Source organism: Flavobacterium niveum (assembly GCF_055231775.1).
Map to the genome: position 1 here is coordinate 259,998 of NZ_JBUYSX010000007.1, position 20,945 is coordinate 280,942.

General features: G+C 44.9%; 22 protein-coding genes. 14 read left to right on the forward strand and 8 right to left on the reverse strand.

The genetic code is table 11. The features are described 5' to 3' along the window. Positions 1-457 precede the first annotated feature (457 nt). The 4 genes from ACZIX4_RS17720 to ACZIX4_RS17735 are packed head-to-tail and all read right to left on the reverse strand — an operon-like array spanning position 458 to position 4,120. Positions 458-1,180: a head GIN domain-containing protein gene (locus tag ACZIX4_RS17720; protein ID WP_463336979.1), complete on the reverse strand. Its 723-nt coding sequence runs from the start codon at positions 1,178-1,180 to the stop codon at positions 458-460. 3 nt (positions 1,181-1,183) lie between these two features. Continuing rightward, positions 1,184-2,998 carry a PspC domain-containing protein gene (locus ACZIX4_RS17725; RefSeq protein ID WP_463336980.1) on the reverse strand — a complete coding sequence of 605 codons (1,815 nt, stop codon included), beginning with the start codon at positions 2,996-2,998 and terminating at the stop codon, positions 1,184-1,186. Further along, a complete protein-coding gene (locus ACZIX4_RS17730; RefSeq protein ID WP_463336981.1) occupies positions 2,991-3,335 on the reverse strand; it encodes a PadR family transcriptional regulator in 345 nt (114 codons plus the stop codon). The genes ACZIX4_RS17725 and ACZIX4_RS17730 overlap by 8 nt, the downstream gene beginning before the upstream one ends. Before the next feature lie 17 nt (positions 3,336-3,352). Beyond that, a complete protein-coding gene (locus ACZIX4_RS17735) occupies positions 3,353-4,120 on the reverse strand; it encodes a GIN domain-containing protein (RefSeq protein ID WP_463336982.1) in 768 nt (255 codons plus the stop codon). A gap of 301 nt (positions 4,121-4,421) precedes the next feature. Between ACZIX4_RS17735 and ACZIX4_RS17740 the strand changes: the two genes are divergently transcribed. From ACZIX4_RS17740 to ACZIX4_RS17790, 11 genes are all read left to right on the forward strand, one after another. After that, entirely contained in the window at positions 4,422-4,874 is a 453-nt protein-coding gene (locus ACZIX4_RS17740) for a DUF4442 domain-containing protein (protein WP_463336983.1), read from the forward strand. A gap of 378 nt (positions 4,875-5,252) precedes the next feature. Then, a complete protein-coding gene (locus ACZIX4_RS17745; RefSeq protein ID WP_463336984.1) occupies positions 5,253-6,161 on the forward strand; it encodes a TIGR01777 family oxidoreductase in 909 nt (302 codons plus the stop codon). Positions 6,162-6,409: 248 nt separating this feature from the next. Then, positions 6,410-6,976, forward strand: coding sequence for a nucleotide exchange factor GrpE (locus tag ACZIX4_RS17750; RefSeq protein ID WP_463336985.1), 567 nt, complete (start codon positions 6,410-6,412; stop codon positions 6,974-6,976). Positions 6,977-6,992: 16 nt separating this feature from the next. After that, the gene (gene dnaJ, locus ACZIX4_RS17755) at positions 6,993-8,126 is read left to right on the forward strand and encodes a molecular chaperone DnaJ (protein WP_463336986.1); all 1,134 of its coding nucleotides are present in this window, start codon (positions 6,993-6,995) and stop codon (positions 8,124-8,126) included. A gap of 443 nt (positions 8,127-8,569) precedes the next feature. Further along, positions 8,570-9,499, forward strand: a complete 930-nt coding sequence (locus ACZIX4_RS17760) for an ABC transporter ATP-binding protein (RefSeq protein ID WP_463336987.1) — start codon at positions 8,570-8,572, stop codon at positions 9,497-9,499. Between the two features lie 3 nt (positions 9,500-9,502). After that, the gene (locus ACZIX4_RS17765) at positions 9,503-10,801 is read left to right on the forward strand and encodes an ABC transporter permease (RefSeq protein ID WP_463336988.1); all 1,299 of its coding nucleotides are present in this window, start codon (positions 9,503-9,505) and stop codon (positions 10,799-10,801) included. 104 nt (positions 10,802-10,905) lie between these two features. Next, positions 10,906-12,069 carry a sigma-54-dependent transcriptional regulator gene (locus ACZIX4_RS17770; protein ID WP_463336989.1) on the forward strand — a complete coding sequence of 388 codons (1,164 nt, stop codon included), beginning with the start codon at positions 10,906-10,908 and terminating at the stop codon, positions 12,067-12,069. A 116-nt stretch (positions 12,070-12,185) separates the two neighbouring features. Beyond that, complete coding sequence (locus ACZIX4_RS17775) at positions 12,186-12,842, forward strand: DEAD/DEAH box helicase (RefSeq protein WP_463336990.1); 657 nt, start codon at positions 12,186-12,188, stop codon at positions 12,840-12,842. A gap of 44 nt (positions 12,843-12,886) precedes the next feature. Beyond that, positions 12,887-13,477: a Uma2 family endonuclease gene (locus ACZIX4_RS17780; protein WP_463336991.1), complete on the forward strand. Its 591-nt coding sequence runs from the start codon at positions 12,887-12,889 to the stop codon at positions 13,475-13,477. A 6-nt stretch (positions 13,478-13,483) separates the two neighbouring features. Further along, positions 13,484-13,993, forward strand: a complete 510-nt coding sequence (locus ACZIX4_RS17785) for a GNAT family N-acetyltransferase (RefSeq protein ID WP_463336992.1) — start codon at positions 13,484-13,486, stop codon at positions 13,991-13,993. 19 nt (positions 13,994-14,012) lie between these two features. Beyond that, on the forward strand, positions 14,013-14,522 hold the full coding sequence (locus ACZIX4_RS17790; RefSeq protein ID WP_463336993.1) for a GNAT family N-acetyltransferase: 510 nt from the start codon (positions 14,013-14,015) through the stop codon (positions 14,520-14,522). Positions 14,523-14,587: 65 nt separating this feature from the next. Here the strand turns inward: ACZIX4_RS17790 and ACZIX4_RS17795 are convergent, their stop codons facing one another. The 3 genes from ACZIX4_RS17795 to ACZIX4_RS17805 are packed head-to-tail and all read right to left on the reverse strand — an operon-like array spanning position 14,588 to position 15,219. Beyond that, a complete protein-coding gene (locus tag ACZIX4_RS17795; RefSeq protein WP_463336994.1) occupies positions 14,588-14,794 on the reverse strand; it encodes a hypothetical protein in 207 nt (68 codons plus the stop codon). Then, positions 14,778-15,005, reverse strand: coding sequence for a hypothetical protein (locus ACZIX4_RS17800; protein ID WP_463336995.1), 228 nt, complete (start codon positions 15,003-15,005; stop codon positions 14,778-14,780). The genes ACZIX4_RS17795 and ACZIX4_RS17800 overlap by 17 nt, the downstream gene beginning before the upstream one ends. Next, positions 14,998-15,219, reverse strand: coding sequence for a hypothetical protein (locus tag ACZIX4_RS17805; protein ID WP_463336996.1), 222 nt, complete (start codon positions 15,217-15,219; stop codon positions 14,998-15,000). The genes ACZIX4_RS17800 and ACZIX4_RS17805 overlap by 8 nt, the downstream gene beginning before the upstream one ends. A gap of 167 nt (positions 15,220-15,386) precedes the next feature. On the opposite strand from ACZIX4_RS17805, the gene ACZIX4_RS17810 reads away from it, so the two are divergent. Further along, positions 15,387-17,024, forward strand: coding sequence for an ABC-F family ATP-binding cassette domain-containing protein (locus ACZIX4_RS17810; RefSeq protein WP_463336997.1), 1,638 nt, complete (start codon positions 15,387-15,389; stop codon positions 17,022-17,024). Between the two features lie 30 nt (positions 17,025-17,054). Further along, a complete protein-coding gene (locus ACZIX4_RS17815) occupies positions 17,055-17,549 on the forward strand; it encodes a hypothetical protein (RefSeq protein ID WP_463336998.1) in 495 nt (164 codons plus the stop codon). A gap of 62 nt (positions 17,550-17,611) precedes the next feature. On the opposite strand, the gene ACZIX4_RS17820 is transcribed toward ACZIX4_RS17815, so the two are convergent. Then, on the reverse strand, positions 17,612-17,836 hold the full coding sequence (locus ACZIX4_RS17820) for a hypothetical protein (protein WP_463336999.1): 225 nt from the start codon (positions 17,834-17,836) through the stop codon (positions 17,612-17,614). A gap of 187 nt (positions 17,837-18,023) precedes the next feature. Between ACZIX4_RS17820 and ACZIX4_RS17825 the strand changes: the two genes are divergently transcribed. Further along, positions 18,024-20,891, forward strand: a complete 2,868-nt coding sequence (locus tag ACZIX4_RS17825; protein ID WP_463337000.1) for a TonB-dependent receptor — start codon at positions 18,024-18,026, stop codon at positions 20,889-20,891. Positions 20,892-20,945: the final 54 nt, after the last annotated feature.

Genomic DNA, 20,945 nt, shown 5'->3' on the forward strand with positions numbered 1-20,945 from the left:
AACAGGTTATTGGTTGTTAGTTGATGGTTGTTGGTTTTTAGGATTTTTGGATTGTTAGAGCGTTAGATTATTAGATTTTCCTGATATGGATAACGTTACAGCCAAATAAATATTTCGTTTAATTATTCATGAGTGAAGCTGTTCCCTCTCTTTTGGAACTATCGTGTGATGCATCTTTGCGGCTTCGCGGCTTTGCGAGCAATTTTCTACCACAAGGAGCACAAAGTTTTTCACAAAGTCCACCAAGGATCCAAATTATACTTAACACGTACACCAAGGCTTTCCTTTAGAAAGCTAAAAAGTTCACAAAGCTCCATACTATAGATTCGAGTGAAGCTACTCAGAAGCTCAGCGGCTCAGTTTCTCAGTTTCTCAGTTTCTCAGCGGCTCAGTATCTCAGAAGCTCTAAAAAAGAAAAACCCCCGCACTTTTGGTGCGGGGGCAGGCAAAACGCTATTTAACCTTTTGAAACAGATCCTCCTGAAGAAGCCTGGGTGTCGGCTTTAATGTCACCCTCACTGTAGTAGGTGACACTGGCGCCCGATGATGCCCCGGCTTTAATGTATTTGGCAGGGCTTACACTAAGGCTGCTGCCACTCGAAGCCTCGGCATTGGCCTCCTGAACCTTTAGCTCTTTAGCATCAAGGCTGCTGCCACTGCTGCTGCTTGCCGTTATATTTGTAGCCGTACCTTTAAGCTCCATGCTGCTGCCACTACCGGTAGAGCAGTTTATGCTTGTGGCCCGGGTACTTACTTTCAGTTCGCTGCCACTGCTGCTTTCCAGTTGCAGGGCATCGGCTTTCAGTACGGTTTTACTTTCCAGCAGCGAACCCGCCTGTGCATGCAGGGAGCTAACTTGTGGCAGGGTAACGTATACGTGTACCGAACTGCCGTTTTGCAGGTTTTCCTTGCTGTATATTTTCAGTACCCCGTTGTTTACTTCGGTTTGTATCAGCGGCAGCAGGTTGTCATCGGCCTCTACGGTAATGCTGGCTACGCTGCCTTGGCTTACATACGCCGATAATCCTGACGATACCTCTATGCCTGTAAAGCCCTCGCTTACCGGCCTGTTGTCGGCTTTTATCTTACCGTTTCCGCTTACGCCCGTGCATGAGCCAAAAAGTAGTGCTGTTATGGCTATGATAAGCGTTTTTATAAGGTATATGGCTGTACGTATCATGGCTTAGTTGTTTTTAATGGCGTCTTGTATGTCCTTCTTGGTTTCCTTTGCCATGTTTTTGGCATCTTCCTTCATCTGGCGGGCCTGCTCTTTCATATCCTCGGCCTGTTGTTTCAGGTCTTCGGCTTGTTGCTCCAGGTCACGCTGTACGTCTTTATTTATTTGTTCTATTTCCTCATCGCTCATGGGTGTTGCTATCGCTGCTGCATCAGGGTCGTCAAATGGTGAGTTTACCATATCGCCGTTTTCACCTATACAGTCCATGCAGTACACCTTGTCTTTACCCATTTCATAGATATGGTTTTCACTATCGTACCACAGGTCGAAGAAATCATTATTGGTTTCATCATAATCCCTTGCGTTAGCGCTGGCGGTAAAATGAAAGCCTTCCGGCAGGTACAGGTATACCTCCACTTTTTGTGCCCTCCATTTAGAATCTACCGGGGTGGTAAGGTAGTTGTCCAGCAACAGTTCATCGCCTACAAGTGCATAGGTATACTTAATGGTTTTAGACAAGCTCTGCGCTTCGGTAAGGCTGCTGCCACCGGCAATTTTCTCTATCTGTACATAAGGCACTTTACCCTCAGCCTTCATGATGAACAGGTCAATATTATTGCTGTATATGTGCTGCCTGCCCAATGTATCCTGTTTCAGGGTGAAATCGGTGTGGTGTTCGGCATCCTTGGCATACATGCTGTTGTAACGGAAACGTATGTTAAGCGTATCTGTTTTGGCAATATCCAGTTCGTCCCTTTCAATGGTTTTACCCTGGTTAGAGTATTGTGATGTTTGCTCAAACGTAAGGTAAACACATGCGGCAAAGCTTACAAACCATAGCAGTACCAGCGTAAGCGATACATAACCCTTTACCGGTCTGATATGAGGAATTAATATCCTTAGCCCCAGTAAGAAGAAGCCCAGTACCGGTATGGTAACTACAAAAAATGCACTGATGGTTATAAGCCATATAGGCGCGCCGGTAATGTTAAACATTTGTATGTACGGGTACCATATGGGTGCAGTAGCGGCAGTGGCAAACATGGTTACCAGCATGGCTATAAGCAGCCCGCCCAGCCAAAGGCCTGAGAATATTACTATGATAGCGCCTATTATGCGCAGTATTACATTCAGTATTTTGCTTAATCCGCTTGTTACGCGGTCGGCACCGGTTTTTATATGGCTGAAGTCGGTATTTTTTATTTTGTCGCCTACGCGGTCAAATTCCTCGCGGACTTTTTTTTCGATGTTCGAAATGTTTATGGCTTCACCCTTCATTTCCAGCTTTTCGGCAGTGGTTACGGCAGGCGGGATTAATATCCAAAGCAGCACGTATACAATACTTGTAGTACCAACAAACACAAGCATGGTAAGGATAAAGATGATACGTATCCACAGCGGGTCTACCCTGAAGTAGTGGCCCAGGCCGGAACAAACACCACCTATTACTTTGGTATCCTCGTCGCGGTAAAACTTCTTGGTACGGTAGTATTCAAAAGTTTCGGCAGCCGATGAAGAAGCGGTGTTACTACTGCTTTTGCCTTTGCTGTTATCCTCTTCGTCTATACGGTAGTCTTCGGGCTGGCCCATAACGGCAATAACCTCTTCCACTTCGCGTATGCCTATTACCTGTTTTTCTGATTTTACTTTTTCAGAAAGCAGTTCGGCTATACGTGCCTCAATATCGCTCATGATTTCGTCTTTGCCGTCGGGCGAAAGCGATCGCCTTATAGCATCGAAGTAGCGGTTCAGCTTCTGGTATGCGTCTTCATCTATATGGAAGAACATGCCTCCTAAATTGATACTTACTGTTTTATTCATGGCTGTTAGCGTTTTGTGTGGTAATTGTGGTTACTGCGTCAGACAGTTCTGTCCAGGTGTTTTGCAATTCTTTTAAAAATACTTTTCCGTTCTCCGTAAGGCCATAGTACTTGCGTGGCGGCCCCGAGGTAGATTCTTCCCAGCGGTAGCTGAGGAGCCCGTCGTTCTTAAGCCTTGTAAGCAGCGGGTATACTGTACCTTCTACCACCAGCAGTTTGGCGTTTTTCAGTGTGTCCAGTATTTCGCTTGTATAGGCTTCATGTTCTTTTAGTACCGATAGGATACAAAACTCCAGCACGCCTTTGCGCATCTGGGCTTTGGTGTTTTCAACGTTCATAAATCCTCATTTTTTTTTTAGTTAAGGGTAAGCTTTTGCGTATCCCTTTGTATGCTGTAGGTGTTGGTTCCCGTTATGGCAGTCTGCGGCTCACCGTAGTAGGTAATGGTAGATGTGCCGTCGGCTTCAGCCTTAATGGCGCTGCTTGCATTTACAAATACTGCCGAACTGTTCAGTGCCTGTACATCGGCTTTGGCACACAACAGTTTACCCGCCTGTACAGAGCCGCCGCTTACATAAAGCTTCACATCATTAGTGTTTCCGGTAACCCTTATAAACGATCCGCCAAGCACATCGCCCGTAAGCGTCCCACCGTGTAGCACGCCCCTGAAGCCCGAGCCTGTCGAAGCTTTTATGTGGCAGTTACCATTTACCGCAAGGTCGCCTATCAGGGTGGCACCACCGCTAAGGCGTATGTCCATGTTTTCTGCGGTTACTTTTCCGTTCAGCCTTACCAGCGCGCTGCCCGATAAGGTAAGGTTCGTTATTTCCTTTTCAGAAACGTATACTTTTACAGTATTTGCATTAGCTATGGTGTTGGTTTCCTCATTTTTAAAGTAAACTTTCAGTACTCCCTTTTTGTACTCAGTAGCTACGTTATCCAGCAGGGCACGGCTGCTGGCTTCTACGGTAAGTGCCGGTGTTTCACTTTGGGTCAGTATAACTTCAATGCCCTTTTTTACTTCAATACCGGTAGCGTTTTCTGCTGCGCGGGTTTCTTTTTGCTGTGCCTGCGCCATAAATCCCGTTAAGGCTGCAAAGGCTGTGATGATTGATGATTTCATGTTACTGTTCGTTTTTTGATGATTTGATGATGATGATTGAACCCTTCTCCCTTTAAAAGCCCCGGCTTGTGATTGATTATTTGACTGATGATTGCTAACTCTTTAACTAATGTGCGGGGCCTTTATCAGGAGGTATATAATAGCTGTATTTACATAGTATATTTTTATGACCATTAATTTCTTATGCAAATATATATAGTTAATCAGGTAGTTTGTATCGCATAGTAGTGTGTTTTAACAAAATTTTAACATTTGCCAATTTCATAAATAGTTGTACATTAGTATAAAACCTCAGTATACAATGGAATTTACACCATCTAAGCTTAATACCTTCCTGCTCTTTAAGTTGCCATCGGCCTACATAAGCGGGGTAAGGGTAAAGCAAATAAATAAAGAACAGTGTACCGTAACGGTAAAGCACCGCTGGATAAACCAAAACCCGTTTAACAGTATGTATTTTGCCGTGCAGGCCATGGCTGCCGAGCTTACCACCGGGGCACTGGTGATGCTGCACATAAAGGAAAGCGGCAAAAAAATATCAATGCTGGTGGCCAACAATAAAGGTACGTTTACCAAAAAGGCACGCGGGCGCATCACCTTTGTGTGTAACGATGGGCATTTGATAAAAGAAGCCATAGGCAGGGCAGTGGCCACAGGCGAGGGGCAAACCTTCTGGATGAAGTCGGTAGGGACGGATGAGGCCGGTGATGCCGTAAGCCAGATGGACTTTGAATGGAGTATAAAGGTGAAGTAAGCCTCTGCCCAGCCCTCTCCAATGGAGAAGGAGCAGCTTCACTCGAATCTATAGCATGGAACTTTGTATCCTTTTTATCTTTCCAAAGGAAAGCCCTTGTGTTCTCTTTAAGGTTCAGGTAAATTTTAAGCAACTTTGTGGCACTTTGTGCTTCCCTTGGTGCCCTTTGTGGTAAAATTTCGCGCAAAGCCGCCAAGTCGCTAAGTTTTTCTACGCTATAGCTCTTAAAAGGGACGAGGAGTAAGGTCAAAATGCATTAAATAAATATTTATTTGCCCCATAATTTATAGCTATTTTCTTAAAGATACGTTAAACCCCGGCGTTTTTTAATGAAGCATATGGCCTACTGATGTATTTTTGTTATAAATAATGTAAGGTATGAGAGTTTTAATTACCGGGGCCACGGGCCTGGTGGGTAAGGAGCTTGTAGCGTATCTGCTGAAAAACGGCTATAGCATTAACTATCTTACCACATCTAAAAACAAAATACAGGAGGAAGAAAACTACTACGGATATTACTGGAACCCCGAAAAAGGTGAAATTGATGCAGACTGCCTGCAAAATGTAGGTACTGTAATTCACCTGGCAGGTGCCTCTATAAGCAAACGTTGGACAGCAAGCTACAAGCAGCAGATACTGGAAAGCCGCATTGCAAGCATCAATGTGCTGTATACCCTGCTGAAGAATACAGTAAACGACGTACACCAGTTTATTTCCGCCAGTGCTACGGGTATTTATCCTGATAGCCTTACTACTGTATATACCGAAGACAGCCCCGAGCGCGACAGCTCTTTCCTTGGTACGGTAGTACAAAAATGGGAGGCCGCTGCCGATACCATTGCATCATTGGGCATTAAAGTAGCCAAGATACGTACCGGACTGGTATTAAGCGGTAAAGGCGGTGTGCTGAAAGAGTTGGCAGGCCCTGCAAGGTTTGGGCTGGGTACGGCTTTCGGTTCGGGTAAGCAGGTGCAGTCGTGGGTGCATATCGCCGACCTTGTTGGCATCTACGTTCATGCATTAAAGCACGGGCTGGAAGGTGCGTACAATGCCGTGGCACCACATCCGGTTTCGCAAAACGAGCTGGTAAAGGTAATCGCTAAAATAATGGATAAACCCTACTTTATGCCGAACATACCCCGCTTTGCCATGCAACTGGCTTTAGGCGAAATGAGTACCCTGCTGTTTGACAGCCAAAACGTAAGTGCCCGTAAAATTGTAGATGCAGGCTACCAGTTCCGTTTCCTTTCGATAGAAAAAGCAGTGGCTAAGGAACTGGGGGAGTAGCCTGAAGACTTTAAGACAATAGATAAAAGATAATAGACAAGCCGGGAACTCCCGGCATTTTTTATTTCTGTTCAGATACAAAAAATCACATTACCTGTATTCGATAATACTTTTAAAATTTGTGCTAATTAGTGCAATTCGTGTCTGATTCAATGACAAATTGGCATTTTACAAAAATTGGCAATACTTTTGCAACTCGCTTTAGCGACAACACTTGATAATTAATGTTTAAGAAAATATTTAAAAATATGAGCCGCGAGCAAGCAGACAACGCCGAAAAAGAACTGAAACAGGAAGAAATTGTAAATGAAACGGAGCAGGCCACTGCTGAAACTGAACAAGGCATACCTTCGGCTGAAGGGCTTTCGGAAGAGGACAAGCTGAGGGAAGACCTTGCTGCCGAAAAAGACAAGTTCCTGCGCCTGTTTGCCGAGTTTGAAAACTACAAAAAACGCACTACAAAAGAGCGTATAGAGCTGTTTAAAACTGCAAACCAGGAAGTGCTTCAGGCCATGCTGCCTATACTTGACGATTTTGACCGTGCCATGGTGCAGATAGGCAAAAGCGGCGACGAAAACCTGCTGAAAGGTGTGGAGCTGATACATAATAAACTGAAAGATACACTGGTATCTAAAGGGCTGGAGCAGGTAGACCTGAAAGCGGGCGATGCCTTTGATGCTGATTTTGCCGAAGCCATTACACAAATACCTGCGCCAAGCGAGGAGCTTAAAGGCAAGATTGTAGATGTAGTGGAAAAAGGATATAAACTGGGCGACAAAATAATCCGTTTCCCTAAAGTAGTGTTGGGTAATTAATTACGTGCAAGGCAAGATGAAAAAAGATTATTACGAAATACTGGGTATAGATAAAAGCGCATCGGCTGAGCAGATTAAAAAAGCGTACCGCAAAAAAGCTATAGAGTTCCACCCTGATAAAAACCCGGGTGATAAGGCTGCCGAAGATAAATTTAAAGAAGCAGCCGAGGCATACGAAATACTGAGCGATGCCGATAAAAAAGCCCGTTACGACCAGTACGGCCACGCAGCCTTTGACCAGGGAGGTTTTGGCGGCGGCGGTGCAGGCCACATGAATATGGACGACATCTTCAGCCAGTTTGGCGACATCTTTGGCAGTGCCTTTGGTGGCGGTGGTTTTGGCGGATTCGGTGGTTTTGGCGGCGGTGGCGGCCAGCGCCGTGTTAAGGGCAGCAACCTGCGTATTAAGGTAAAACTTACCCTTGATGAGATAGCTAACGGCGTGGAGAAAAAGATAAAGGTAAAACGCAAGGTTCAGGCCAAAGGCGTTACATACCGCACGTGCCCTACCTGTAACGGTAGTGGGCAAGTGGTGAAGATTACCAATACCATACTGGGCCGTATGCAAACGGCTACTACCTGTAACCATTGTGGCGGCAGCGGACAGATACTGGACGGCAAACCGGCCGGGGCAGATGCCCAGGGTATGATAATGGAAGACGAAACCGTATCAATAAAAATACCTGCGGGTGTGGCAGACGGAATGCAGCTGAAAGTAGCCGGTAAGGGTAACGATGCACCGGGCAGCAACAGCATTCCGGGCGACCTTATTGTGGCTATAGAGGAGGTAGAGCACGAAACACTGAAGCGTGAAGGCGAAAACCTGCACCTGGATTTGTACATCAGCTATCCTGAAGCGGTTTTGGGCACCAGTAAAGATATTGATGCCGTTAACGGTAAGGTGCGCATTAAGCTGGAAGAGGGCATACAAAGCGGTAAAATACTGCGCCTTAAGGGCAAAGGTTTGCCAAGTCTTAACAGCTACGGTAACGGCGACCTGCTGATACATGTAAACGTATGGACGCCTAAAAACCTTAATAAAGAGCAGAAACAATTCTTTGAGAAAGCGCTGGGCGATGAAAACTTTTCGCCTAAGCCTGAAAAGAGTGAGAAATCTTTTTTCGAAAAAGTTAAGGATATGTTTTCATAATTTAAGAAAAAATTTTATATTTGAACTTCACTAAACAACTAGTGAATTTTTCTTTTTCATAGCAATTTTTCCCATCCTTTATGCAAATAGAGGGTGGGTTTTTTATTTTTTGCGAATTTCAGAATTTAGATTAGGCTTCACTCACTTCTAAAAACTTTAATTTACCACAAGGGACACAACGTTTTTTCACGGTGAAACACAAAGTGAGTTCAACCCGCCGTAGGCGGTAGGACACAAAGCTTTGTGAACTTTAATATCATTAATTGATTATAGCAATCATTGTGGACTTAGTGAAAAAACGTTGTGTCCCTTGTGGTAAAATTTCACGCAAAGGTGCCAAGTCGCAAAGGGATAGCAAATACTGCCTGTGTTGAAGCTAAATCTGAAATCTGGAATCTACAATCTGAAATAAATACAGTATTTTTACAATCCAAACAAAAAGCATGGATTCAATACTACAAGTAAAAAATGTTGTAAAGCAGTATGGCGATTACACAGCGCTTAACAGTGTGTCGCTTACCGTACCAAAAGGCAGCATTTACGGGCTGCTGGGGCCAAACGGCGCCGGTAAAACATCCCTGATACGCATTATAAACCAAATAACCATGCCCGATGGCGGCGAAGTGTTGCTGGACGGCGAAAAGCTGAATCCTTCGCATATATCGCACATCGGCTATATGCCCGAAGAACGCGGCCTTTACAAGACCATGACCGTGGGCGAGCAGGCACTGTATCTTGCGCAACTAAAAGGCCTAAGCAAAAAAGAGGCTAAGGAGCAACTGCAATATTGGTTTGAAAAGCTGGAAATACAGGGCTGGTGGAACAAAAAGATACAGGAACTGAGTAAGGGTATGGCCCAAAAGATACAGTTTGTGGTTACGGTGTTGCACAAGCCAAAACTGCTGATACTGGACGAGCCGTTCAGTGGTTTTGACCCGGTGAATGCCAACCTTATTAAAGACGAGATAATGGAGCTGCGCGATAAGGGTACCACTGTTATTTTCTCTACCCACCGTATGGAAAGCGTGGAGGACATGTGCGACCACATTGCCCTTATCCATAAAAGCAACAAGCTTATAGAAGGCCAGCTGCAGGAAGTAAAAAGGCAGTACCGTACCAATACCTACGAGGTGGGTATTGCACCGCTAAACTTCCAGGGGTTGCTGGCAGACATCAGCACCAAATACACTACAAAGCAGGCCAACTTTAAAACCCTGGACGACGAGCTGAAGCTGGAAGTAACCCTTCCTGCCACACAAACCCCGCGCGACCTGCTGCAATACCTGCTGCAACACGGCGAGGTGACGTATTTTGTGGAAAAGATACCAAGTGTAAACGACATTTTTATTCAAACCGTTAGCCAAAAGAAATAGCACATGAGCTTATCATTAATCATAAAGAGGGAGTTTAACGCCAAGGTGCGAAACAAGTCGTTTATAGTAATGACCTTCCTTAGCCCGTTGCTGTTTGTATTTATGGGCGGACTGGTATACTACCTTACCAGCCTTAATAACGATGAAACAATTAAAGTTGCCGTATACGACCAAAGCGGCTTTTTAAAAGATGGCCTTAAAAGCGACAAGCACATACAGTACACAGACCTGAGTAAATTGCCATTAGATACAGCCAAAAAAGAAGCTGTAAAAGACTACCTGGGGCTGGTATATGTGCCGAATATAGCTGATACCACCCAACTACAGGACAAGGTGCAGTATATAAGCAACGAAAGCCCTAATATGGATGTAGTATCCGGCCTTGAAGAGGTAATAAACGATAAGGTGACCAGGGTAAACCTGAACAGGCTGCATTTTGATTATAACAAAATAGAAAACGCTAAGGCCGATGCCTCTGTAAAGCTGAGCAAGTTTAGCGGGGAAGAAACCTCTAAAGGGGCTACCTGGATGCGTATCATCATAGGTGGTGGCTCGGGTTACCTGATTATGATGTTTATTATTATTTACGGTAACATGGTAATGCGCAGTGTTATAGAGGAAAAAACCAACCGTATTATAGAAATCATCATATCGTCGGTAAAACCGTTTAGGCTTATGATGGGCAAAATAATAGGCACATCGTTGGCAGGCCTGCTACAGTTTACCATTTGGGCGGTACTGGGTACAATCCTTACTTTGGTGCTTACCAATGTTTTCGGTATGCAAATGGGCGGTGGTGCCGGTATGGCACAGCAACAGGCGGCACAGATGAGCCAGAGCGATTCGGCACTTATTTTTGCTGAGTTCCTTAACCTGCCGTTGTTTACCATGTTCATTTCGTTTGTACTGTTCTTCATAGGAGGGTTCTATTTGTATAGCTCACTATATGCTGCCATCGGTGCAGCGGTAGACAGTGAAACCGATTCGCAGCAATTCCTGTTACCCATAATCATGCCATTGATGCTTGGGGTTTACGTAGGTGTATTTACGGTAATAAGCGACCCGCATGGTACCGTGGCTACCGTTTTCAGTATGATACCGCTTACCTCGCCTATAGTAATGCTTATGCGCATACCGTTTGGCGTACCGTTGTGGCAGGTAGTATTGTCTATGGCCATACTTTTCGGTACGTTTTTTGGAGTGGTGTGGTTCGCCGCAAAAGTGTACCGCATCGGTATACTGATGTACGGCAAAAAACCTACGTACAAAGAAATATTTAAGTGGATCAGGTACAACGGATAGTTGTTGGTTGACGGTTGTTAGTTGTTGGATTCAAATCTGAAATCTGACTTCTAATTTCTTAAATCTAAAAATCCAATAATCTAAAAATCTAATCAATCCCGATTATGCCAAAAATACTAATCATAGAAGACGAAGCTGCGATACGCCGTGTATTGGGTAAGATATTGCGTGAGGAAAATGATACTTACGCCGTAGATGAAGCCGAAGACGGTGCTGCCGGCCTTGAAAGAATAAAAAGCGAAGATTACGACCTGGTGGTGTGCGACATCAAAATGCCGAAAATGGACGGTGTTGAGGTGCTTGAAGCTGCCAAAAAGATAAAACCTGAAGTGCCGTTTGTAATGATAAGCGGCCACGGCGATATAGAAACGGCGATAAACACCATGCGCCTTGGGGCTTTCGACTACATTTCGAAGCCGCCCGACCTGAACCGCCTGCTTACCACTGTGCGCAATGCGCTGGACCGTAAGAGCCTTGTGGTGGAAAACAAAATGCTGAAAAAGAAAGTCAGCAAAAACTACGAGATGATTGGCGCAAGCGAGCCTATCCAGCACATAAAAGATATTATCGACAAAGTAGCACCGACGGATGCCCGTGTGCTTATTACCGGGCCAAACGGTACGGGTAAGGAGCTTGTAGCGCACCAGTTGCATGAAAAAAGCGAACGTTCTGCTGCGCCGTTTATAGAGGTGAACTGCGCTGCCATACCGGGTGAACTGATAGAAAGCGAGCTTTTCGGACATGTTAAGGGTGCCTTTACCAGTGCGGTAAAAGACCGTGCCGGTAAATTTGAAGCTGCGGATAAAGGGACCATTTTCCTGGATGAGATAGGGGATATGAGCCTTCCTGCACAGGCTAAGGTACTGCGTGCACTACAGGAAAACATGATTCAGCGTGTGGGTGCCGAGAAGGATATTAAAGTGGATGTACGTGTAGTGGCGGCAACCAACAAAGACCTTAAAAAGGAGATAGCCGAAGGGCGTTTCCGTGAGGATTTGTACCACCGCCTTGCCGTGATTTTGGTTAAGGTTCCGGCACTAAACGACCGCAGGGACGACATTCCGCTATTAATAAACCATTTTACGTCCAAGATCGCGGAAGAGCAGGGCAGTGCCCAGAAGGCTTTTTCGGCGGAAGCCATAAAACTGCTCCAGGAATACGACTGGACGGGTAACATACGCGAACTGCGCAATGTGGTGGAACGCCTTATTATATTGGGCGGCAGTGAAATATCTGAAACCGATGTGAAGCTTTTCGCAAGCAAATAATTTTTTTTCGCAAAGGTTCGCTAAGAAGACGCTAAGTTCCACAAAGTTTTTAGGAATAATAACTTTGTGGAACTTTATGAACCCCTTTGCGGTACTTTGTGTAATAACCTGACAAGATGAAATTAAAAAAGATAAACCCGAACCTGCAAAAAGCCCTTGAGGAAGCCGGGCTTACTGAGCCTACCGAACTGCAAAGCGAGAGCTTCGGCCCCATAAAAAGCGGTGCCGATTATGTGTTGGGTGCCCCGCGTGAGGAAGGGAAAACGACCACTATAGTAATCAGTGTTATCCAAAAGTTGGATAAAGCACCTGAAAATATGATAGCACCGCGTGCCCTTATTATTGTAAAAGATAAGGACAAGATGCTGGAAATGATGGAGATGTTCCGTGAGTTGGGCAAGTATACCGACCTGCGTATATATGGTGTGCATGACAAAACCAACCTTGACGAGGACAAGAACCAGATTTCGGTAGGGATAGACGTTTTGGTTGGAACTCCCATACGCCTGAATGAAATGTTCAGTACGGCGGGGTATGATATAAACCAACTGAAGATGTTTGTGGTGGACGATGTTGAGGAAATGCTGCGCAACAGGCTGGAACCTAAAATTTTCCGCCTGAGTGACAGTATTGGCAAAACCCAACGCCTGTTCTTTACCGATGTGATTACCGAAAGGGTGGAGCTATTAGCAGACCGCATTATGATAGAGCCCATTTTTATGGAAACAGGTGAGGACGAGGAAGACGATTTTGAGGAGGAATACGAGGATTAATCTGCCTGAAACCAAAATTTTATATCTTTACAAAAACTGATTTTATGCCTGCCATTACCGACATCAGCCAACTGGATATGGATAAAACCTATTCGTATGCCGATTACCTTACCTGGGAGTTTCCGGAGAGGACAGAGTTGTTTAAAGGGCGTATTTATGAAATGGGACCATCGCCAGGCCCATCTCATCAAAGACTGGTTGGTAAAGTATTTTATTTATTAGCGGAAAGTTTCACTTCGACCAATGGGGTATATCTTTCTCCTTTTGATGTAAGGTTAATTAGTGATTTTGGTAATGTTTCAGATAAAGGTATTTACACCGTAGTGCAACCCGACCTTTGCGTAATTTGTGATGAAGATAAATTAGAGGAGCGAGGTTGCATTGGCGCACCTGATTTGGTTATAGAGATACTTTCGCCGGGCAATTCCAAAAAAGAGCTTGGTATTAAGTTTGACCTGTATGAAGAGGCCGGTGTTCTTGAGTACTGGATTGTAGAACCCGCTGAAAAAACGGTATTTATTTACAGCCTTATAAACGGTAAGTACTCGGGCCAGCGCCCGCTTACTGAAGACGATAAAATAAAAAGCCCGTTGTTCCCGCAGCTTGATTTTGATATAGCAGGTATTTTTGAGTAAAACCTTATGCAACTACAATCACAACGCTTATACTATCGCGAGCTTCAGCCCGAAGATGACAAACATATGTTTGCATTAGATTCGGTGCCGGAGGTGCATACCTATTTGTATGACCCCGTGGTGACTGATATTCAGCAAAGCCGTGATGTTATTGCTTATGTCCGTAGCCAGTATGTAGCTAACGGCATAGGTCGTATGGCAGCCTTTACCAAAGATACCGATGAGTTTATAGGCTGGGTTGGCCTTAAGCTGGAAAAGAACGTGAACGGACGTGAGCAGTTTTACGACATCGGTTACAGGTTATTGCCGCAACATTGGGGTAAAGGTTACGCTACCGAAGCCACTTTGTTTTTCCTGGAGTATGCCTTTACTGTGCTGAATGCCACTGAGGTCAATGCCTTTGCGTTTACTACCAATGGCGCATCATTACGCGTATTGGAAAAGTGTGGGCTACAACGTGTGGAAAATTTTATTTTCAACGGGCAGGAGAGTGTATGGCTCGAAATTAAAAGATGATTTATATAGGATTATGATTATGGAGTTAGCATCGGAACGCCTGTACTACCGCGAAATAGAACCCTCAAATGCTGAGGCTATGTTCCTGTTGGATTCTAACCCCGAGGTACACCGCCACCTGGGGAATAACCCTTATACTGATATTGCACAAACCCACGAGTATATTGCCTTTGTACGCCAGCAATATAAGGACAACGGTATAGGCCGTATGGCTACCTTCTTAAAAGATACCCATGAATTTATTGGCTGGACCGGCCTGAAGCTGGAAAGCAACGTAAACGGCCACGACCGTTTCTACGATATTGGTTACCGCTTGTTGCCACAATACTGGGGCAGGGGATATGCTACTGAATCTTCAAGGTTTTTCATACAGCACGCATTTGAGAATCTGGGTATCAGTACTATAAATGCTACGGCGCTCCGTGCTAATAACGCATCGTGTAATGCATTGATGAAATCAGGCCTTGCAGAAATTGAGACCTTTGATTATAAAGGACTTGAAGCTGTGTGGTTTGAGATTAAACGATAAGTAAATGCTTCAACCTGTAAACACAATACAGTTAATCAATATCCTTTTAAAAGTTCAGGATAAGATTACGCCGGTCTCCGTTTCTTTTGGGTATGCTTCTTTTTCTTTTCGAAAAGATAACCGATAACCACGCCTACCAACGCCCATAGTGGCAGGCCGAGTAATAGTTTTTCAAGGTCAAAACTCTCATGGTCTATCATTGGGAAAATAACCATGGTTATTACGTATAAAATGCCGCCCCAAACCAGGCCGCTCCTAATCCACTTTTTCATTGCTTTGGTTATTAAATTGCTTTAAACGCCTTTTTTGGTACCAAATCACTGCAAAATATCCGCCGCCCCATACTACCAGGTTTATTATTACAGGACCCCAGCCTATTTTGTTATCGCTCCAGCCCATGTACGGGAACACAAATGTGGTCAGTACGAACATGATACCGAACCAAACGGCCATCGCCGCCTTGTATTTTTTGAAATTATCCATCAATCTGTTTCCTTGCTTTTTTCTTTTGGCTCCTGTAACCCATTAACATACCGGCTGTACCGAAAACTACGGCATTTATAACCGCCCTTGCCCAAAAGTACCCTATAAATTCTTCATCGCCTAAAATCAACTTCACTAAGTAAGGGAATACAAATGTCATTACGGTAAACATCCATACCGCCCAAAATATCCCGCCTTTAACCCAGGGTTTCATGCCTTATCTTTTATACTCAAATATACCGAAATTTGACAGTGTAAGCAAGTAAAACCGTTATTTGTTGGCAGCCAGTAAGCCATTCAAAATTTATCATTTAAAATTCAAAATAAACTCCCGCCGTCTATCGGCTATTATTATCTTTGCGGCTTAAAATTTTGCTGGAAATGATTACTGTAGATGCCCTTTCGGTACAGTTTGGCGGTACCACGCTGTTTAGCGATGTTTCTTTTTCCATAAACGAAAATGACAAAATAGCCCTTATGGGCAAAAACGGTGCGGGAAAAAGTACCCTGCTGAAAATTATAGCCGGGGCAAACAAGCCTACTTCAGGAGCCATATCGGCGCCTAAGGGCACTGTGATTGCTTACCTGCCGCAGCACCTGCTTACCCAGGATAACGCTACAGTATTTGAGGAGGCGAGCAAGGCATTTGAAGCCATCTTTAAAATGAAGGCCGAGATAGATGCCATTAACGAAGAACTTACCGTGCGTACTGATTATGAATCGGATGATTATTATAAGCTGATAGAAAAGGTATCGGAACTGAGCGAAAAGTTCTATTCTATCGAGGAAGTGAATTACGAGGCCGAAGTAGAAAAGGCACTTACAGGTATTGGTTTCCTGCGTGAGGATTTCAACAAGCCTACATCGGAGTTCAGTGGCGGATGGCGTATGCGTATAGAGTTGGCTAAAATCCTTTTACAGAAGCCCGACCTTATCCTGCTGGATGAGCCTACCAACCACCTTGATATAGAAAGTATACAGTGGCTGGAGGATTTCCTTGTAAACAGTGCCAAAGCGGTAATGGTTATAAGCCACGACCGTGCGTTTGTAGACAACATTACTACCCGTACCATAGAGGTTACTATGGGCCGTATTTATGATTATAAGGCTAAGTACTCACACTACTTAGAACTGCGCAAAGACCGCCGTGCCCACCAGCAAAAGGCGTATGAAGAACAGCAAAAATTCATAGCAGAAAACCAGGCGTTTATAGAGCGTTTCAGGGGGACTTTCTCAAAGACCGAGCAGGTACAATCGCGTGTGCGAATGCTGGAGAAACTGGTCCTTGTTGAGGTAGATGAGCTGGATACATCGGCACTTCGCCTTAAATTTCCTCCGGCACCACGTTCGGGCCAGTACCCGGTTATTGTAAAAGAACTTGATAAGGCGTATGACGACCATGTGGTGTTTAAAGACGCATCTATGGTTATAGAGCGCGGACAAAAGATAGCCTTTGTAGGTAAGAACGGTGAGGGTAAATCAACCATGATTAAGGCCATAATGCAGGAGATAGGCCACGACGGTGGTACGCTGGAAATAGGTCATAATGTAAAGATAGGTTACTTTGCACAAAACCAGGCGGCATTGCTTGACGGCGAACTTACTGTATTCGATACTATCGACCGTATTGCCGAAGGCGACATCCGTACGCAGATAAAGACCATATTGGGCGCATTTATGTTTAGTGGGGATGATACTACCAAGAAAGTGAAAGTGCTTTCGGGTGGTGAGCGTACACGCCTTGCTATGGTGAAACTGCTTTTAGAGCCTGTAAACCTGCTAATCCTCGATGAGCCTACCAACCACCTTGATATGAAGACCAAGGACATTATTAAGGAAGCCCTTAAAGCGTTTGACGGTACACTGGTATTGGTATCGCACGACAGGGATTTCCTTGACGGCCTTGCTACTAAGGTGTTTGAATTTGGCAACAAACGTGTAAAAGAGCACTTTGAAGATATTAAAGGTTTCCTTGAAATGAAGAAAATGGAAAACCTGCGCGATATAGAGCGTAAGTAATCACGGTATAATATTTGTTTCAGGCAAAGTATGAAGGACTATCTTTTTATACTTTGCCTTTTTTTATGCGGTTTGTTTTCACATGCGCAGGAAGAATATCTGGAACCTGTAGTGTGGCATCCGAGTAAAAGAGATACAACGGCAGTTTTATCGGGACAGCTATCCCCCTATATTCTCGAAGCGGATTCACTAACGGTAAGCAGGCTAAATAACCACATTGGTTTGTTAAAGACATTAAAGCCAAAGAGGGGTAGTGGTGATGTTGCAGATTATAAAATATTGTTCATCAAGAAAGAATATAGTGGTACGCATTACGCTCTTAAAGAGCAACCTGTCAGGCGTATGAGTGTAAATGAAATCTCTGATGACGTAGTGTTTAAGATGAGGGATAGTAATGCCGTTACTTTTCAGGTAACGTTTTTTGATGATGGCAGGTACGCTGTGGTTTGTATATCAGAAAGGGCGGTAGGGAATATGTATGAATATTTCACTTCGACTATTTATTATCTCCAAAAAATAAAATAAAAACAGCGTCGTGCTAAGCTGTAGCACGACGCTGTTTCTTCATAAAAGGTATATAAATTGTCTTAGTTGAATTTTACTTCAAGGACATCAATTTCGCCCTCGCTTACATCGCCGCTGTTATCGGCTATGATGTTAATGCCTTGTATACAAAGCGATTTTATCTTTTTACCGCCCGTAAGTATCAGCTTGTCGAAGTTCTTCGGGTGCAGCATAAGCATTACATTTTCGCTCAGTGCATTAGTGGCAATAAAATTCTTAATCGTGGCTAAGTCGATGTTCTTTTTCATATCTATAAGGTTTTAGTGGTTTTTTCCTGTTTTACAAAATTGGACTAAAAACCTTAAAAAATATGGTAACGAATTGCCAATAAAATATTAAAATTCTGTTGCGGTTGGGGTAAGGATTTTTTATTAGTATATAAAATCTATAGAGTATATATTTTAATATTATATTTGCCACACCAAAACCGCAATTATGAGATACCGTTACATCCTGAAATCATTATTGTTCTTACTGTTTATTGTTTCTTTTACTGCCAAAGCACAGCAGGTACAGGTAAGCGGCCTGGTTACCGACAGCGAGCTGAAACAACCCCTGCCGGGTATAAGTGTTGCCATAAAAGGTACACCTGTAACTACCGCTACCGATGCCACCGGGGCATTTGTACTGGTTACCGAAGTAAAGTTCCCGTTTGTGCTGGTATTTTCGGGTATTGGCTTCCGTTCGCAGGAAGTAAAGGTGCTTTCTGCCAGCAGTAAAATCGCAGTAGCCCTCGATACCGAAAGCACATTGCTGAATGAGGTGGTGGTTTCGGCCTCGCGGGTAGAGGAGCGCATATTGCAATCGCCCATTTCTATCGAAAAAATCGACATCAAATCCATAAAGCAAAACCCTGCGCCGTCGTTTTACGAAGCGTTAGATAACGTAAAAGGCGTACAGCTGCTCACATCGAGCCTTACCCTTAAAGTACCCAATTCACGCGGCTTTAACGTACCGAACAACTTCCGTTTTATGCAACTGGTAGACGGTGTAGACGTGCAGGCGGCTACGCTGGGTGTGCCGCTGGGTAATGCCATAGGCCCCACCGAGCTTGATATACAAAGCATGGAGGTAACCCCGGGTGCGGCATCGGCGTTGTATGGTATGAATGCCATTAACGGCCTTGCCAGCCTACAAACGCGCAACCCGTTTATACACAAAGGGCTTAGCCTGTACCTGCGCAATGGTGTAAACCACGTTAACGATAACGAAAAGGCGGCATCGCTGTTTACAGAAGCCGCTGTGCGTTATGCCCATGTGTTTGCCGATAAGTTTGCCATTAAGGTAAACGGTTCGTATTTTACAGGTACCGACTGGATTTCGAATACGCTGAAAGACCAGAACCCGAATACCTTGGCTACAGCCAACCCTAATTTTGACGAGCTTTCAAGTACTAATAACCCCGCCGCCGACCTTTGGAACAACTATGGCGATGAGCGCAACAACCGTGTTACCGTTACAGCCAATGTAGGCGGGCAGCAGCGTACGTTTAACGTATCGCGTACGGGTTACCTGGAAAAAGACCTTGTAGACCCTACGGTTACCAATGCCAAGTTTGATGCCGGTGGTTATTATAAACTAAAGGATAACCTGGAGCTGAGCTACGTATACCGCTACGGTATTATGGACGGTACATTCCAACGTGGGAATAAAATACGGCTGGATGGTGCTACCGTGCAGAACCACAAAGTAGAACTGAAAGGGGAGGAGTTCTATGTGCGGGCGTACACCTCGCTTGAAGAAACGGGCAACAGCTACAACCTGAAGCCCCTGGCCGATAACCTGGACCTTACCCACGCCGGTAATACCGATTGGCGAAATGCATTCCAGTCGGCGCTGCAAACGCAGTTAAACGGTGGTGTACCATTGGCGCAGGCTTTTGCCGATGCTCGTACCGCAGCTGATGCAGGCCGTGCCGAACCCGGTACACCCGAATTTGAGGCGCTTAAGAAAACCATCATCAGTACCAATAACTGGGACCATGCCAATTCGGGCATAGCGGGTGCACCTGCTACGGGTGGTGCATGGCTAAAGCAGAAATCGGCACTGTACCATGTAGAGGGGCAATACGACCTTTCTAAATACATAAAAATATTTGATTTACAGGCCGGTGCCGATTACAGGCTGTACCTGGTAACACCCGACGGTAATAACTTTGTAGACTTTTCGCGCCCCGTGAGTGAGCGTAATGTGCCACTTGCCGATGGTTCTTTTGGTGAAAAACAGCATTACGAAAAGTACGGCGCCTTTGTGCAGCTTACCAAGCGATTTTTTAATGACAGGCTAAAGCTGAATGCATCATTTCGTGCCGACCGTAACCCGGAGTTTGATACCAAATACAACCCACGTGTGGCTGTGGTGTATTCGCCGAAGGAAAACCACAATTTTAGGGTGTCGTACCAAAATGGTTTCCGTTTCCCTTCGTTGTTTGAGGCGCTTTCGTTTGTAAATAACGGCAATGTACGCAGGGTAGGCGGGCTTCCGCGCGTGAATGAAGGTATAGGCTTTTTGGAAAATTCCTATACACTAACTTCACTTGATGCCTTTAACGCTGCCGTAAACGCCGCTGTAGATGCCGGTACCCCACGCGAACAGGCCGCACTGCAAAACCGTGATGTACTTGTGGTGGCAAACCTGCCGCAAATGCGCCCGGAGCAAATCAACTCGTTTGAAGTTGGCTATAAGAGTGTGGTGGCAAATAATACCGTAACCATAGACTGGGATGCGTATTACAATATTTACGACGGCTTTTTAGGGCAGGTAGAGGTGGCAGTGCCAAAGGAAGCCGTAGTGGGTAGCGATGCCGCTGTTTTGGCCATGCTTACCCGCAGCAACCAGGACCGTTACCGCGTATTTACCAATAGCCTTAATACCTACAAGAGCGTTGGTTCATCATTAGGGGTGCAGTATAACTTTTATGCCGATTACACCGCCGGGTTTAATGTAAGCTATAACGAACTGGTGTCTAACGGCGGGTCTGATATTTTTGTAACGGCCTTTAATACGCCCAAGTGGGTGACCAACTTTTCCTTTGGCAACAGGCAGGTGGTGCGGAATGTAGGCTTTACGGTTTCGGCACGCTGGCAGGATGCTTTTTACTGGGAAAGTTCGCTTGCCAATGGCGATGTACCGGCCTACACTACGGTTGATGCCCAGGTGAATATTAAGATACCGTCCATTTACGGCGCTGCCAAAATAGGGGGTACTAACATACTGAACAACCGCTATTACCAGTACGCCGCAGGCCCTACCATAGGTGCGCTGTACTATGTAGCCCTAACCTTTGAGCTGAATAATCTGTAGTTGAAATATCCTACGTTTATATACTGTTTGTTTTACGTTTTTTGTTTACCACAT